The 17,230-nt window shown below is 41.2% G+C and carries 14 protein-coding genes; 11 read left to right on the forward strand and 3 right to left on the reverse strand.

What is annotated here, in order from left to right; genetic code table 11:
* Positions 1–28: 28 nt before the first annotated feature.
* The 6 genes from LI162_RS12620 (at position 29) to LI162_RS12645 (ending at position 7,198) form a co-directional block, all read left to right on the forward strand.
* Complete coding sequence (locus LI162_RS12620; RefSeq protein ID WP_020436059.1) at positions 29–562, forward strand: GNAT family N-acetyltransferase; 534 nt, start codon at positions 29–31, stop codon at positions 560–562.
* Between the two features lie 139 nt (positions 563–701).
* A complete protein-coding gene (locus tag LI162_RS12625; RefSeq protein ID WP_020436060.1) occupies positions 702–1,211 on the forward strand; it encodes an NUDIX hydrolase in 510 nt (169 codons plus the stop codon).
* Between the two features lie 21 nt (positions 1,212–1,232).
* A complete protein-coding gene (locus tag LI162_RS12630; RefSeq protein ID WP_020436061.1) occupies positions 1,233–2,615 on the forward strand; it encodes an MATE family efflux transporter in 1,383 nt (460 codons plus the stop codon).
* Positions 2,616–2,787: 172 nt separating this feature from the next.
* Positions 2,788–5,127 (forward strand): ferrous iron transport protein B, encoded by a 2,340-nt coding sequence (gene feoB / locus LI162_RS12635; RefSeq protein WP_020436062.1) that lies wholly within the window; start codon positions 2,788–2,790, stop codon positions 5,125–5,127.
* A 460-nt stretch (positions 5,128–5,587) separates the two neighbouring features.
* Positions 5,588–6,169, forward strand: coding sequence for a manganese efflux pump MntP (locus tag LI162_RS12640; protein ID WP_155205060.1), 582 nt, complete (start codon positions 5,588–5,590; stop codon positions 6,167–6,169).
* 39 nt (positions 6,170–6,208) lie between these two features.
* Entirely contained in the window at positions 6,209–7,198 is a 990-nt protein-coding gene (locus tag LI162_RS12645; RefSeq protein ID WP_020436064.1) for a calcium/sodium antiporter, read from the forward strand.
* A 70-nt stretch (positions 7,199–7,268) separates the two neighbouring features.
* Here LI162_RS12645 and fliB read toward each other — a convergent pair whose 3' ends face one another.
* Together fliB and LI162_RS12655 are read right to left on the reverse strand one after the other, a co-directional pair.
* A complete protein-coding gene (gene fliB / locus LI162_RS12650) occupies positions 7,269–8,483 on the reverse strand; it encodes a flagellin lysine-N-methylase (RefSeq protein WP_020436065.1) in 1,215 nt (404 codons plus the stop codon).
* Entirely contained in the window at positions 8,470–9,849 is a 1,380-nt protein-coding gene (locus LI162_RS12655; protein ID WP_020436066.1) for a citrate/2-methylcitrate synthase, read from the reverse strand. The genes fliB and LI162_RS12655 overlap by 14 nt, the downstream gene beginning before the upstream one ends.
* Before the next feature lie 429 nt (positions 9,850–10,278).
* On the opposite strand from LI162_RS12655, the gene LI162_RS12660 reads away from it, so the two are divergent.
* Positions 10,279–11,319: a DUF5692 family protein gene (locus LI162_RS12660; RefSeq protein ID WP_020436067.1), complete on the forward strand. Its 1,041-nt coding sequence runs from the start codon at positions 10,279–10,281 to the stop codon at positions 11,317–11,319.
* A gap of 412 nt (positions 11,320–11,731) precedes the next feature.
* Here LI162_RS12660 and LI162_RS12665 read toward each other — a convergent pair whose 3' ends face one another.
* Positions 11,732–12,442, reverse strand: coding sequence for a FadR/GntR family transcriptional regulator (locus tag LI162_RS12665; protein ID WP_155205061.1), 711 nt, complete (start codon positions 12,440–12,442; stop codon positions 11,732–11,734).
* 351 nt (positions 12,443–12,793) lie between these two features.
* On the opposite strand from LI162_RS12665, the gene LI162_RS12670 reads away from it, so the two are divergent.
* From LI162_RS12670 to LI162_RS12685, 4 genes are all read left to right on the forward strand, one after another.
* The gene (locus LI162_RS12670; protein ID WP_196020551.1) at positions 12,794–13,807 is read left to right on the forward strand and encodes a GTP-binding protein; all 1,014 of its coding nucleotides are present in this window, start codon (positions 12,794–12,796) and stop codon (positions 13,805–13,807) included.
* Positions 13,800–14,771: a DUF3878 family protein gene (locus tag LI162_RS12675; protein WP_020437087.1), complete on the forward strand. Its 972-nt coding sequence runs from the start codon at positions 13,800–13,802 to the stop codon at positions 14,769–14,771. The genes LI162_RS12670 and LI162_RS12675 overlap by 8 nt, the downstream gene beginning before the upstream one ends.
* Before the next feature lie 2 nt (positions 14,772–14,773).
* Complete coding sequence (locus tag LI162_RS12680) at positions 14,774–15,823, forward strand: transglutaminase domain-containing protein (protein ID WP_020437086.1); 1,050 nt, start codon at positions 14,774–14,776, stop codon at positions 15,821–15,823.
* A gap of 185 nt (positions 15,824–16,008) precedes the next feature.
* Positions 16,009–17,230, forward strand: a 1,222-nt coding sequence (locus LI162_RS12685; RefSeq protein ID WP_227156766.1) for an asparagine synthetase B family protein, incomplete at its 3' end; no start/stop codon positions are given.

A 17,230-nucleotide genomic window follows, 5' to 3' on the forward strand; every position in this document is an offset into this window, starting at 1 on the left:
AAAAGTTGATGAAGAAGGAGATTAGAAAATGCAAGGACAGATTGAAGGGAATAGTAGTATTTTAGAAAGATTTGAATTCAGGGATATTAGACAGGAAGAGGCAGATCAGGCAGTCTTGATTGAGAAAATTTGTTTTCCGCCAAATGAAGCATGTTCTGAGAAACACATGAAGGAGCGAATCGGTGTGACTCCAGAATTGTTTTTAGTCGCGGTAGATAAAACAACTGGGAAGTTAGCAGGATTTTTGAATGGAATTGCAACGGATGAGGAAAAATTCCGAGATGAATTTTTTACAGATGCATCTTTGAATAATCCAAAAGGAAAGAAAGTTATGATCCTTGGCTTAGATGTATTACCGGAGTATCGAGGACAAGGTCTGGCACGAGAAATTGTAAGATGTTATCTGCAAAGAGAAGAAGAAAAGGGAAGAAAAGAAATTGTTCTTACCTGCCTGGATGAAAAAGTAGAGATGTATAAAAGATTTGGGTTTGTAGATCTGGGAATGTCAGATTCTGTCTGGGGTGGAGAAGAATGGCATGAAATGACATATTATCTGAGATAGAAGTAAATAACGAATGATAGTGAAAGCTGTAAAGTCTAATGGAAAATATTTGCCAAAGACTTTACAGCTTTTTTCTAAAAATGTATGATAAGAAAGGAAAATGAAAAACATGAGATAGATAAGACGAGGAGAAAATATCATGGAATATTGGGATATTTATGATGCAGAGAAACGGCCGACCGGAAGAACAATGAAGCGAAATGACTGGTGCTTAAAGGATGGGGAATACCATCTGACAGTGCTTGGAGTTGTGGCAAGACCGGATGGAACATATCTGATCACGAAACGTGTAATGACAAAAGCGTGGGCACCGGGTTGGTGGGAAGTATCCGGCGGTGCAGCGCAGGCAGGAGAGTCTTCTGAGGAAGCGGTATGCCGTGAAGTGAGAGAAGAGACAGGATTAGATATTTCTAATGCAGAAGGCGGATATGTATTTACTTATAAGCGAGAAAATCCGGGCGAGGGTGATAATTATTTTGTTGATGTATATCGCTTTGTGCTTGATATTGATGAGAATGATCTGAAACTTCAGACAGAAGAAACAGATGGATATATGTTCGCAACTAAGGAGGAGATTGAAAACTTTGCCAAGGAGGGAATCTTCCTTCATTATGACAGCATTAAGAGAGTGTTTGAACAGTTACAATAATTTATAGAATGAGGAAAAGTTATGCATTCAGAAAAGAAGAAAAACAGATTTGAAATTGATATGTGCAATGGCTCGATCATGAATAAGCTGATTTCTTTTTCAATTCCGCTGATGATATCTGGAATTCTGCAGCTTGCATTTAACGCAGTGGATATTGTTGTGGTAGGAAGATTCAGTGGAAGTGAGTCACTGGCAGCAGTCGGATCAACCACAGCACTGATCAATGTATTTACGAACCTATTTATAGGAATATCTCTTGGAGCAAATGTGCTTGCAGCCAGGTTCTATGCGGCAGGGCGCGAGAAAGAGATGTCGGAGACGGTGCACACAGCGATTACATTTGCGATTATAAGCGGAGTTGTGATGGCATTAGTTGGATTGTTCTTTTCCAGAGGAGCACTTGAGTTGATGGGAACACCGGATAATGTGATCAATCTTTCGACACTATATATGAAGATCTATTTCCTGGGAATGCCGTTTTTTATGTTATATAATTACGGAGCGGCAATCTTAAGAGCGGTTGGAGATACGAAACGACCACTTTTGTTTTTGATTGTAGCAGGTGTGATTAACGCATGTTTAAATCTTTTACTTGTAATTGCTTTTCATTTAGGAGTAGCGGGCGTTGCAATTGCAACTGTGACAGCACAGTTTGTATCGTGTGTATTGGTATTGCGTTGCCTGTATAAATCAGACAGCAGTTATCAGCTTCGCTTCTCGAAGCTAATGATAAAAAAAGTATATTTAGGACAGATCTTTCAGGTTGGAATTCCGGCAGGAATTCAGAGTACTGTGATCAATTTCTCAAATGTACTTCTGCAGTCATCGGTCAATTCTTTCGGATCCGTGGCGATGGCAGGATATACGGCAGCGAATAACATTTTTGGATTTTTATATGCATCGATCAATGCAGTGACACAGGCATGTATGAGTTTTACAAGCCAGAATTACGGAGTCGGAAAATGGAAACGAATGGACAGAGTCTTAGTTGACTGCCTGATTCTTTCCACAACGATTGCATTAATTCTTGGTGGAGGTGCGTATCTCTTTGGACCGGAGCTTTTGAAGATTTATACTGATGATCCTCAGGTTATCAGCTGTGGTATGGAGATTCTTCTATATACAACAGTTACTTATTTTCTGTGCGGATGGATGGATCTGTTCCCGGGATCTCTTCGTGGAATGGGAAAATCAATTGTGCCGATGATACTTTCCGTAATCGGAACAGTCGGAACGAGAATCGTCTGGATCTTTGGAATATTTCCAAGATTCAGATCATTGAAGATTTTGTTTATTTCCTATCCGGTATCCTGGATCATTACGATCATCCTGCAGGTGATTTGCTTTATTTTTGTCAGAAGAATCGTTTATGCGCCACTGAAAAAACGAGAGGCTGCTATATAATGAAAAAAGAAATGCTTTATTTCCCAAAATATAAGAGGGAATAAAGCATTTCTTTTTTTATTACAGCATTTTGTAAATGATAATTATTGACAAATCCAACATCCTGGAATAAGCTAGTTTTGTATAACTAATTGATAAAAAATCGCAATAAGCTAAAGAGGATGATAAAAAAATGACATTAAAAGAATTAGCGATTGGAAAGAGTGCTGTGATCAGGACAGTTGGGGCTTCCGGTGCGTTACGACAGCATTTTTTGGATATGGGTATGATTCCGGGTGCGGAAGTTACGGTGGTAAAGTTTGCACCGATGGGAGACCCAATGGAATTGCAGGTACATGGATATGAACTGACACTTCGTCTTGCAGAGGCAGAACAGATTGAAGTTGAGGAAATCAGCGAGAGAACAAACAGCCATTCCCGTGGAGAACGTTTGAAACCGGTAGATCATCCGGGACTTGGAGAAGAAGGAAAGTATCATTCTGAAGAAGATGCTAATCCGTTACCGGATGGAACAGTGCTTACTTATGCCCTGGTAGGAAATCAGAACTGTGGAAAGACAACGTTGTTTAATCAGCTCACAGGAGCAAATCAGCATGTAGGAAACTTCCCAGGAGTAACAGTAGACCGTAAGGATGGAACAATCAAAGGTTATCCGAATACGAATGTGACAGACCTTCCGGGAATTTATTCAATGTCTCCATACAGCAGTGAGGAGATTGTTTCAAGAAATTTTGTGTTGAATGAACATCCGAAAGCAATCATCAATATTGTGGATGCAACGAATATTGAGCGAAATCTCTATCTGACAATGCAGCTTCTTGAAATGGATATCCCGATGGTAGTAGCTTTGAATATGATGGACGAGGTGATTGGAAATCATGGATCTATCGATGTGAATACAATGGAAGCACTGCTTGGAGTTCCGATTATTCCGATTTCGGCAGCGAAGAACGAAGGTGTGGATGAAGTAATACGTCATGCACTTCATGTGGCAAAATACCAGGAGCGTCCGCTGCGTCAGGATTTCTGTGATAAAAGTGATCATGACGGTGCGGTCCACAGATGTATCCATGCAGTGATTCATCTGATTGAAGACCATGCAGAAGAAGCAAAGCTGCCGGTACGTTTTGCCGCAACGAAGGCAATCGAGGGGGATCCGCTGATCTTAGAACAGTTAAAGCTTGATCAGAATGAGTTGGATATGCTTGAGCATATTGTACAGCAGATGGAGACGGAACGTGAGGTTGACCGAAGTGCGGCAATCGCAGATATGCGATTCGATTTTATTGAACGTCTCTGTGAGCAGACGGTTGTAAAACCGAAAGAGAGTAAAGAACGTGTCAGAAGTGAGAAGATAGACAAAATCTTGACAGGAAAATATACAGCGATCCCATGCTTTATCGGAATCATGGTGCTTGTATTTTATTTGACATTTAATGTAATCGGTGCATTTCTGCAAGGAATTCTGGAAATGGGAATTGATCAGTTGTCAAGAATGGCTGAGGCGGGACTGCTCACACTCAATGTAAATGATGCAATCCGAAGTCTTGTGATCGACGGAATCTTTACAGGAGTAGGAAGCGTGCTTAGTTTTCTTCCGATTATTGTTACTTTGTTCTTCTTCCTCTCTATGATGGAAGACAGTGGATATATCGCGCGTGTGGCATTTGTAATGGATAAACTGCTTCGTAAGATAGGTCTTTCCGGTCGAAGCATTGTGCCGATGTTGATCGGATTCGGATGTACAGTTCCGGCAGTTATGGCAACAAGAACATTGACCAGTGAGAGGGACCGTAAGATGACGATCCTTCTGACACCGTTTATGAGCTGTACAGCAAAACTTCCGATTTATGCATTCTTTGTAAGTACATTTTTCCCGGGTAAGGGCGGACTGATCATGTCGGGTCTGTACGTGCTTGGAATTGTAGTTGGAATTTTAATCGCATTCCTTTATCGAGGAACTCTGTTTAAAGGAGAACCGGTACCATTTGTTATGGAACTTCCGAATTATCGTCTGCCGGGTGCGAAGAATGTGGCACAGCTTCTTTGGGAGAAAGCGAAAGATTTTTTACAGAAAGCATTTACAGTTATTCTGATGGCAACGATTGTTGTATGGTTCTTGCAGAGTTTTGACTTGCATCTGAACCTTGTGGAGAATTCAGCAGATAGTATTCTTGCTATGATAGCAGGTGCACTTGTTCCAATCCTTCGTCCGCTTGGACTGGGAGACTGGAGAATCTGTACAGCACTGATCAGTGGGTTTATGGCGAAAGAAAGTGTAGTATCTACACTTGAGGTATTGTTCGGAGGTGGAATTGCATCCGTACTGACTCCATTGTCAGCAGGTGTTTTGCTTGTATTCAGTCTGCTTTATACACCGTGTGTTGCAGCGGTCGCATCAGTAAAGCGTGAGCTTGGTGCAAAATGGGCTGTCGGAATGGTATTCTGGCAGTGTCTGATCGCATGGGTTGTGGCAATCATCACGAGAGGAATCGGAATGCTGCTTTTCTAATGGGGAAAGCTGTTACTGTGACAGTAACGAAATGTCTCGGAATAAATCGTCTGGGAATAAATGATAAAATTTATTGACAAAACAGAATTCATTCGTTATAGTAAGAAACGATGTGTCAGTGAGGCAGTTGTTCATGAGACGAACCGAGCCGAAAGATAAATTAAATATATTCCGTGAGGGAGTAGTTCGCATGAAAATGTGATTTGTCAACATACCGGTGAGAATGAGTTTTAAAAGATCACCTGGCAAATCTTAAAGAATGAGACTCATGTATGTTTTAAATAAGAGGACGAGTTTGTTATGTCAAGCAGGCAGTTCTCTTATCATAGAACATACGTGGGTCTCTTTGTTTTTATATATTAGGAAAGTCCTTTCCTAATATATAAAAAACGCTCCGCTCAGGATGCGCACTGCAATTGTAGCGGAACAGATACAGAAGAAAAAAGAAAAGAGGAGAAACATGGCACTATTTATCGAGCTTTTGTTGATGGGGGTCGGGCTTGCGATGGATGCATTCGCAGTGTCTGTCTGTAAGGGCCTTGGAATGAAGAAGCTGAATAAGAAACAGGCGGTAGTGATCGGATTGTATTTTGGAGGGTTCCAGGCATTAATGCCGCTTGTGGGATGGATTCTTGGAATTCAGTTCCAAAAGTATATTACAAGTATTGATCACTGGATCGCATTTATTCTGCTTGGCTTTATCGGTGGGAAAATGATTCTGGAGGCAGTAAAAGAATGGAACGAAGAAGATATTGTTGAAGTAAAAGATCAGCCGTTGGATCATAGAAATATGTTTGTACTTGCCGTTGCGACGAGTATCGATGCGCTGGCAGTCGGAATCACATTTGCATTTCTGGACACACCGATTCTTGAGGCAATTACGATCATCGGAATTACGACAATGATTATTTCTATTGTTGGTGTAGTGATTGGAAATTATTTTGGTGGGAAATATAAACATAAGGCAGAACTGGTTGGTGGAATCCTCCTGGTGCTTTTAGGTGTTAGGATTTTGATCCAGCATCTGTCTGGATTAGCATAAAATGAGGTTGAATATAGTATAGCAGAAAGGAAATAAAAGATGAGTGATTTGTTTCAAAGTGTGCCATTTGCAGTGGTACTTTTAATTATTGGATTTGTGTTTCTTGTAAAAGGTGCAGATGCATTTGTTGAGGGGTGTAGCAGTATCGCAAGACGGTATCATGTTCCGTCACTGATCATCGGAATGACGATTGTGGCGATGGGGACGAGCCTTCCGGAGACTGCGGTCAGTGTGACGGCAGCAGTTACGGGAAACAATGCACTTGCAGTCAGTAATGCGGTAGGATCTAATATTTTCAATCTCATGGTTGTAGTCGGAGCCTGCACGCTTTTTACTTCCGTGGCAGTTCAGATTAATACGTTAAAGATTGATTTTCCGATATCTATTCTGTGTGCGGTATTGCTTCTGATTCTTGGTGCAGCCGGAATGTCACTGGGACATATAGATGGAGTTGTATTTATTATCTTATTCCTGGCGTTTATCCTCTACATGATCCGCTCAGCACAGACATCTCGTGAGAAAAATGTGGAGCCGGGAGTGGAAGAGGAAGAGTATCTTCTGGAAGCGGAGGAGATTCAGGAAATGTCTATGGGAAAGAGTGTGATTTACATTATTCTCGGCGCAGTAGCGATTGCGGTCGGAAGTGACTGGGTAGTAGACGGTGCCTGTACAGTTGCGGCGGCAATTGGAATCAGTCAGACTCTGATCGGTCTTACTGTAGTTGCATTTGGAACAAGCCTTCCGGAGCTGGTTACATCGATTGTAGCAGCAAAAAAAGGTGAGGTGGATATGGCACTTGGAAATGTAATCGGTTCCAATATCTTTAATATTCTCATGGTGCTTGGTATTGCGGCAGCAATTTCACCGGTCGCATTTTTGACAGAAAATATCATTGATATTGCAGTGCTGATCGTGTTCAGTGTTATTGGATGGATCATGGCATGGACGAAAAGAGAACTTAATAGAAAAGAAGGTATTATCATGTTACTTCTTTATGCAGTGTATGTTGTGTACATTTGTATGAGATAGTTTGTGATAACTCTGAAAAAAGGATTATGTGAAGGGCAAAAAGTACTTGTGCCAATCACATAATCCTTTTTTAGTTTCCTATAATTAATGCAAAGTAGCCCCAGTCCCATAAGAGGGATTCGAAACTGTTTTCCAGATATTCATAAATATCAGCTGTTTCATATCCGGTCATTCGTGTAATGATCACAAGATATTGTCTCAACGTTTCGTAAGAAATTTCAGAAACGTTTGCGTCTGTGCCATCCAGCATCCATCTTAAGAAAACGCTGTGGCGGAACGCCGCGTATTCAAGCGCGCTCCATTGCATCTGCACGAGCATATTTTCGAGGTCATTTCCAGGAAGCAGGAGATCGGAGAAAATCTCGTTGCGCAGAAAATTGCGAAGCAGTGGTTCATAAGGGCTCAAGTATTGTGTGAATTGTTCCCATTGTTCCAGTAAAGTGGATTCGTAAGCTTTAGTATCATCAGGATTTTCAGTACTGTCCGAAAGGGCTTCCGATATTTCTTCAGCCAAAGCAAGAATTGGATTCAGAGTATCCTGATAGAGCCCTTCTTTTTGATAGTTTACGGAAAGATCTTGTAACAGTTCGTTACATTCACAGATCAGATCCAAAGGTGGAAGGTCTATATCTGAGATCGCATTTCCAAGTTCTCTCACTGTGCTATCAGAAAAATAATCTTCTAACAGTTCTTTTGTTAATGGCTGATGCTGGTATAATTCCTGAAGAATATAGAAGCTTTCCAAAAGTTCCTCTTCAATTGTTCTGGAAGAATCATCTAAAAGATTGAGTAGTTTTTCACGCAAGAGGAAAAGGACAGAAGTATCTGTATCGCCAGTATCGGACAAAGTGTCTGATACATTTGGGAAATGCAGGGACTTCTGTTTGTTCCACAGGTCAATCACTGCAGGGCAGCAAGGCATCAGCATTTTCTCGTTATGTGTCGGAAAGCGATGCTCCTCTCGTGGAAATGTAGTGCACGTTTCTGATAGGACTTTGTCGCCGTAAGCAACAACAAGGCGGCAGAGCTTCTCAGAGTTAAGGAATGGACAGCGATGATCACTGTCCAGACCTATCACACGCTGTCCATCTTTTTTAATCGTATAAGCGCTTAAATTTTTCTTTTGTTCAGGTACGGTTTCCGGAGCCTGGAGTTTCTTCCATTTACGGTTCGTATCTGCATCGACGCCAATCTTCCATTCCTGGCAGCAGGTGATCGGACAGCGGTCGGCGATGCAGGTGAACTTAGAATAATAATCAGGTATCAAATAATTAATTTCTGTCATTACGGTCATGGAATTCTGTATGCTGCCCAACATATTTGTATGCCGGACGGATAATCTTACCGGCATTTAACAGTTCTTCCAGACGATGTGCACTCCACCCGGTGATACGTGCAATCGCGAAGAGTGGTGTGAAAAGTTCTTCCGGAATATTCAGCATTGTATAAACAAATCCGCTGTAGAAGTCAACATTAGCACAGACAGGTTTCAGCATCTTTCTGTGTGTCATGATCTCTTCACCGGCGATTCTTTCTACGCGGTCATAAAGTGCGAATTCATCTTCAAGTCCCTTTTCAGAAGCAAGCTTCTGTGCATAGCTCTTCAAAATCTTTTCTCTTGGGTCGGAGATTGTGTAGACTGCGTGTCCCATTCCATAGATCAGTCCCGTCTTATCAAAGGCTTTTTTATCAAGAATCAGGCGGAGATACTCACGAATCTCATCTTCGTTAGTCCAGTCTTTGACAGACTTCTTAATATCATCAAACATCCCCTGCGCTTTCAGGTTTGCACCACCATGACGAGGTCCTTTCAGAGAACCGATGGAAGCAGCGATTGCAGAATAAGTATCTGTTCCTGAAGAAGTAACAACGTGAGTTGTGAAAGTAGAGTTGTTACCACCACCGTGCTCTGCATGAAGGATCAGTGCAACATCAAGAACCTTGGCTTCTAGTTCTGTATACTGTCCATCCGGACGAAGCATGTACAAAATATTTTCGGCAAGAGAGCGTCCTTTCTCCGGATTACGGATCAGAAGTGTCTCATCTTTACGGAAATGTCTGTATGCATGATAAGAATATACTGCGATCAGTGGAAGCTTTGCAATAAGTTCAAGAGCCTGACGCAGTGCATTTTCAACAGAAATATCTTCCGGGTTCTCATCATATGTATATAAAGTAAGAACACAGCGCTGGAGTGCGTTCATGATGTTAGAGCTTGAGGCCTTCATGACAACGTCACGAACAAAACGTCCGCTTAGATCTTCTAATTCAAATAAAACTTTCAGAAAATGCTCTAATTCATCTTTTTTTGGAAGACGTCCGAAAAGGAGCAGGAAAGTTGTCTCCTCAAATCCAAAACGTTTGCCTTTCAGACCGTTGATAAGGTCATTGACATTGATTCCCTGATAGTAAAGTCCACCTTCAGCAGGAATTTTACGTCCGTTTACAACATCAAATCCACAGACATCGGATACTTCAGTCAGTCCGGTAAGAACTCCTCGGCCGGTTGAATCACGAAGTCCGCGCTTTACATCATATTCTTCATAAAGATTCGGATCAATGCGGTGTCCTTTCAAAAGTGTTTTCTCTAAATAGTCCATATCACTGCGCAGATCGTCAGTGTTTGCAATTAATATATCATTTGAATTCATAGTTTTCATCCTCACAATACATATATGTTTTCTAGTGTCTTGATAGTGCATTTTAATGTAATTATAAACAGTTGAGGTGAAATTTGCAAGAAATATATATGTATTCTTGCAAAAACATGAAAAAAATCAAGAAAAGTACGCATAAAACAGAATAAAATGAATATTGAATTGTTAGATAACTCAAAAATAAGAATGCTTAAATGAATTTTCTGAATCGTCAGAAAGAAAATGATGTGGATGTGGTCATACCAGATGCCAAAACGCAAATCTATTGTAAAAATACAAAAATACGGAGAGATATTTTATTATAAAGTGCTGAAAAATAGGAGAAACAGGTGCATTTATTGACGCATAATAATAAGAAGAGTATAATGTTAAAAAGATAACAATAGGTTGGTATAACCAATTAAAAGAAGGAGGGGGATAATTATGTTATTCCAAATTTATGGCGATGGTGCCGGTTGGCAGCTGTTAGGGTGGGTACTGGTGTTTGCCGGACTTGTTCTTGCAAATGAATTTGCAAGACGTACAAAAATCGGTGGACTGATCTGTTTTGGAGCTATTCCGGCTATACTTACAGTGTATTTCATCGCAATCTATATCTGTGCAGCAAATGGTGCAGAATGGGCACTGAATAACGATACTTATGTACATATGACAAGCTGGTTCCATTATGCAAAATTGTATGCTGCAACAGCAGGGTGTATTGGTTTTATGATGCTGAAATACAAATGGGGAATTGGTAAGACAGAATGGTTCAAAGTATTCCCGTTTGCAATCGTTGCAATCAATATTCTGATTGCAGTAGTAAGTGATTTCGAATCAGGAATTCGTGGATTCATGGCTATGAAAGAATTCGGTGACCGCTGGTGGCTGTCTTCAGAAAATGTATGGCTCTATGGTGGATGGTGGAACTGGGTGAACGGAATTGCCGGAATCCTGAATATCTTCTGTATGACAGGATGGTGGGGAATCTACACATCCAAGAAACATGATGATATGCTTTGGCCGGATATGACATGGTGCTTTATCATTGCATATGATCTGTGGAATTTTGAGTACACATACAATAACCTGACAACACATGCATTCTACTGTGGTGTTGCATTGCTTCTTGCTCCAACATTTGCAAATATGTTCTGGAACAAGGGTGGCTGGATCCAGAACCGCGCGAATACACTGGCACTGTGGTGTATGTTTGCTCAGGTATTCCCATTATTCCAGGATGCAAGCCGTTTCTCAGTAATTCCGGCTCTGTATTCTGACGGATTCATGGATGCAGCAGTAAGACCGACAAGTGCTAATCCAACCATGCAGGGTGTGATCGCGGTAATTGCACTTGCAGCGAATGTGATCTGTCTGGCTGCAATTATTAAGAGAGCAAAACAGCAGAAGAAGAATCCTTATAAGAATGAGATCTTTACAGATCAGAAGGATTATAAGGAAGCAATGGCGAGAGCAGAAGTTTAAATTTGTATTTAGACGTTTGAATTCTGAGTAATGAAGCAAAAACTTTTGTTGGATAAGGGCGTGATGTGGATACTTTATTGCATCGGACACCGGCCCGCTCCTCTTCATCCCTTTGAATGAATGTAACGAAAAAGCCCAAACAGGTATCGTGAGTGATTTCTGTTTGGGCTTTTTCTAACATTCAGAACAAAGTGTATTCAGAACCGCTCCTGCCTTAAAATGTGTCCTCAACAATAAAGTATCCACATCACTTACATTATCCAGGACAGAAGGGATTGCCGTGGAACGAATTCAACACTTAAATACAGAATTTCCTATGCTGACTGAAAGGGAAGTTTATCGACTTATTCTTATCATTCCTGATCTGATGAATCTGAGTATATCTTCTCGTTTACGTGCACCAAATCAAAATTTACAATTCATAGTAAATCTGATGTTCCCCATCAATGCAGTCTTGCATGGATTTCTGAACCCATGCAATCGCTCCTTGGGTGTCTCGGTCTCGGATATAGGTCCAGGTCTTATAATTGCTTCGATATAATTCTTCTATCCCATAGAGTTCACAATAACGTTCCCACATATTAAAAATCGGTGCTCGGAAAGATTGGAAAATAAGTGGAATCAATGTATTTCCGGAAATTAGGGCAAACTCGTGTTGGAATTCGTAAGCAGCTTCAATGGCAGTGGTGACATCTTGTGCATCACGGATCTGATTAACGAATTCGAGGAGACGCTGGATGTTTTTGTCGCTGATCGTGTCGATGGCGAGCTGTGCAGCAAGTGTATCAAGCGCAATGCGGACTTCGAAGATGGAACGAATCTCCTGATCACGCATGCGTCCGCCGTTGTAATTCATGATCGCAATCAATGTATCCAGAGTCCCTTTTCTGCGAAAATCTGCTACATAAGTTCCACTGCGGGGTTTTACGGTGAGGAATCCTTTCTTCTCCAGCTCACTGATCCCGCTGTTGACAACCGCACGGCTGACCTGCATCATTTCAGCAAGCTGGCGTTCCGGCGGAAGTTTCTCTCCGACCGGTAGCTTGCCGGAAAGAATCAGATGTTCTAATTGTTCAATAAACAGATCCCTCAGGGAAGGGGAACTGATCTTCTGAAATTCCATAATAAATTCTCCGTTTCGTAAGCGTTATCTTCACAAAGTGTGTTTTGATGAGATAAAAATGTTGAAAATTTCGTAAAAAATAACGTTTATTGTTGATAAGTTTATTATAGGGAAAACAGGCGGTGGATTCAATACTCTATATTTATATCAGCTGGGAGATGACTCCCATCTCTATAGGTGGTGAGAAACAAGCTAGTATCAGTGGTGGGAGTCATCTCCCAGCTGATATAGTCTTTGGCAAGACCACAGAGATGCGCAGAAGAATGCCGAGGAATTCTTGAAATGCAAGGAGATTGTGGTATTATAGTTAGAGTAAATTGTGCGAGTATATCAGATATGAGAGGAACAATCATGGTAAAGATAGATTTGATCACAGGTTTTCTGGGGGCAGGAAAGACAACATTTATAAAAGAGTATGCATCCTACCTGCTTCGTCAGGGTCTGAATATCGGAATTCTGGAAAATGATTTCGGTGCGGTGAATGTGGATATGATGCTTCTTCAGGAGCTGCAGGGAGAAAAATGTGAACTGGAAATGATTTCCGGAGGGTGTGATAAAGAGACACACCGCAGACGATTCAAGACAAAGCTGATCTCTATGGCAATGTGTGGATATGACAGAGTAATCGTGGAGCCGTCGGGAATCTATGACGTGGATGAATTTTTTGATGGATTAAGAGAAGAACCTCTGGATCGGTGGTACGAAATCGGAAGTGTGATCACAATCGTAGATGCGGGACTGGAAGAAAATCTGTCAGATCAGGCGGAATATTTGCTGGGATCTGAGGCGGCGGATGCGGGTGTGATCGTGCTGAGCAGGCTGGATAAGGACAATGCTTGTGAAGAACAGGAAAACAGAATTATTTCACATGTCAATCGTTCTCTTGAACGCATTGGATGTACCAGAAGAATTGAAAAAGAAGTGATCGCAAAAGACTGGGATATGCTGACAGAGGAAGATTTTGCACAGATTCAGAACAGCAGCTATCAGATTGAGTCATTTCGCAGACCGGAAGGTACAGAAAAGGATGGATTCCAGACCTTATATTTTATGAATCTGAATCGGACAGAAGAAGAACTGATTCCGGCTGTGGAAAAGCTGTTTGGTAAACGTGGATACACAGATGATTCTGAAAAAGAAAACAATAAAAATCTTAATGATATCGGAAGAGTGTTCCGTGTAAAAGGATTTATGAAGAATCAATCCGGAGACTGGATGGAGCTGAATGCGACAACGCAGAAGATGACAGTAAATCCAATCAAAGAAGGACAGGAGATTCTGATCGTGATCGGTGAGGATTTGAAAGAAGACAAGATTCGTGAGTGCCTGGAAGACAAATGCACTGAGGGAGCGGAAAATGAGTGAAATTCAATTGCCGGAAGCATTTTTGAAATTAGGAGAAGTGCTGGAACAAGGACAGTTTGAACTGCTTTTTACAGAAGAAAAACTACGGCTGGTTTATTTGATGAACGATGCGGTAGAGAGCTTTCTTGTCTTTGAAAATGCAAGGATGACAGGTCAGTATAGAGAGGATTATGAAGGTGAACTAGAAGCGGAGTTAAGTGTAACAGAAGAACCGGAGGAGTCCTATGTCCTTGTAGTTCATCAGGGTGAGACCGTGGTTACGATTTTTTTTGAGGATTTAAGTGAAGAAGTACACTTATATGACTATGGAGAAATCGGACATTTCTGGGTGAAAGGTGCGGAATATCTGCGTCAGATAGAATATAAGATTGCAATCGTACGGGATAAACTGGATTATCTGGGAGCAAAATACTGTAATCAGACGGAGCGGAAACTAGCTGTACTGACAGACTTTCCGCCGCTGAATTATTGCTGTTATCCGGCAGTTTCAGAGCAATATGTAGTTCCAAGGGAAAATCCGTGGGTACCGTCGGCAGAAGCACATCAAGTGATGCAGGAGCTTGCGGCAACAGTAGAAGATAAAAAATTACTAAGATGTCTAAAGTTTTATCAGAAACATCCATGGAAGCGGAGTGCAAAAAAGATTGCCGGGATGTTGCAGGAAAAGCGTCATGCAGAAGTCACAGATCTTTTGATGGAAGAACTGAAGATGGCAGCAGCAAATTACCCGAGAAGAAAATTCACAGATGAGGAAGAAAATCAGAATCGTAAGACTGAGAAGAGAGCATCAGAGCGGAAACGAGAGTTAGAAGAACAGGGATTTCGGATAAATATATTTCGTGAGGAACCATTTATTGCATCAAGAGATTCACTCCAATACAAAATCAGTCTGATGATCTGGGAAAAGAAAGGAAAAAAACAAAAAGTTCAGATAGAAGAATTTTCTGCTGACCGGAGAGGATAAGTATGGAACCATTTTATTATAGTAAGATGAACAAGATGCAGCAGGCGGCGTATCATGCAATCTGCCAGGGGGTCTTGCAGATGGAAAAGGAGATTCAGGTACCGCGTATGAGCGGAGAAGAATTGTATAATGTATTCTTCCGGATGCGCCTGGATCATCCGGAGATTTTCTGGGCAACGGGATTTAAGTATCGTTATTATCAGGAATCGCCGAACATTCAGTTTCTGCCGGAATATTTGTTTGACCGGGCGAAGGTGAAAGAACATCAGAAGGCAATGAAATCCAGAGTAGAGAAACTTGCACGACCGGCGCAGAAATTATCAGAATCAGAGAAAGAAAAATACATTCATGATTTCATTTGCGAGAATGTAAAATATGATAAATTGAAGAAACCTTATTCACATGAAATTATTGGTCCGTTAGGACAGGGTGTCGGAGTTTGTGAGGGGATTGCAAAAGCGGTGAAAGTGCTGTGCGATGAGCTTGGAGTCTGGTGTATGATCGCTATTTGCGGGAATAATCCGGATAAGGGAATCAAATACCGTCATACATGGAATATCGTGCGGATTAATGGAAAATATTATCATTTAGATGCGACATTTGATAATACACTTACAAGAAACTGTACGATCGGAGAAGAAATCCGTTATGATTATTTCAATCTGGAAGATAAATCGATTTTCCGGGATCATGAGCCTTTGATCGCTCCGGCTATGAAGTGTACGGACGGAGATCATTTCTATTATAAAGAAAAGAAACTGTCTTTTACAAAACCGGAAGAAGTTTACAAAAGAGCACTTCAGATGGCAAAGAAAGGAAGAATTCTGACGTTTCACTGGCGCGGAGGTTATCTGACAAAAACAGTTCTGGAAGAATTGCTTGATCTGATTGAAAAAGCAGGTGCGGAGAAAGGGAAGAAACCAAGAATCAGCCTTAACTGGCCACAGGCAGTGATTCGTTTTGGGTATGTTGATGCAGAGATAGCAGGAAGTAGCACAGCAGAAGAAGTGCAAATGGAAGAAGCGAATGAAGGTGAGATGCATTCTGACTAAAATACATATGTTATATATGCTTCAGACCGAGATCGGTATCAGAGTGACAGTTGAGAATTTACAAGAAAAAGTTAGTGTGATAGAATAGGATTGAACCGTGAAAGTTGTCGATATCTGTAGGATATAAGCGGGAGAAGAAACAACTTTCAAAAACCAAAGATGGTGACAAAAGAGAGGTTAAACAGATGATAATTGTAAAAACATACAGAGGACATATTCGTAACTGGGAAGAACTTTGTGAGAGACTTGGAATTGATCTTACACTTTCCAGAGAAGAAAGAGAACATGAGATTTTGATTAAGGCATATCAGACATGGGGATGCGAGATGGCAGATCATATGCACGGAATGTTTGCATTTGCTCTGTGGGATGAGGAAGAGCAGAAACTTTTCTGTCTGAGAGATCAGTTTGGAACAAAACCATTCTATTACTATGAGACAGAAGATGGAGAGCTTCTTTATGGAACGATGATCCGTGATATTATCGATCAGCCGGGATTTAAGAAAGAACTGAATGAAGAGATGCTTCAGCTGTATTTAAGTCTGACCTATGTTGCCGGAGAAAATACATTTTTCCGTGGACTGAAAAAACTGTTGCCGGGACGCTATCTGATCTGGCAGGATGGAAAGCTTGAGATTCACAGATACTGGAAACCGGAATTTCATCCGGATGAGAGTAAGACTCTGGAAGATTGGGCTGATGAGATCCATAATACTCTGAAAGAAATCATGCCGGAAGTGAAGACCGCAGATGAGAGAGTGGAGTCATTCCTGTCAGGTGGTGTAGATTCTTCCTATGTGCTTGCAATGTCTGATGCAGAACGGGCAGACTGTTGTGGATATGAGGAAGAGAGATTTGATGAATCTGTTCTTGCAGAGAAGACAGCACAGCTTCTTGGAAGAAAATTTTCCAGAAGTATCATTACACCGGAGCAGTTCTTTGATATTGTACCTTATGTTATGTACAATATGGAGCAACCACTTGGAGATGCATCTGCGATTGTATTTACACTTGGATGTAATGCAACAGCAGAACATACGAAGATCTGTTATTCCGGAGAGGGTTCTGACGAATTCTTCGGTGGTTATAACATGTACAGAAACGCAGAACGTTATGGTGAGAATCTGAAGAATTTCTATGTTGGAAATACCAATATCATGAAAGAAGACGAGAAGCAGAAGATTCTTAAGAAATACGATCCAGACGTACTGCCGATTGAACTTGCACGAGGAATCTACGAGGAGACAGAAGGTCTTGATCCGTTGACAAAGATGTCTGATGTAGATATTCAGATCTGGCTGGAAGGTGATATTTACCTGAATGTTGATAAGATGAGTACAGCAGCCGGACTTGAGATCCGTATGCCGTTGACAGATAGAAGAATTTTTGATATCGCATCTCGTATGC

Origin of the sequence: Mediterraneibacter sp. 210702-DFI.3.120 (genome assembly GCF_020561005.1) — a bacterium.
In the GTDB taxonomy this organism is placed as follows: Bacteria; Bacillota; Clostridia; order Lachnospirales; family Lachnospiraceae; genus Mediterraneibacter; species Mediterraneibacter faecis.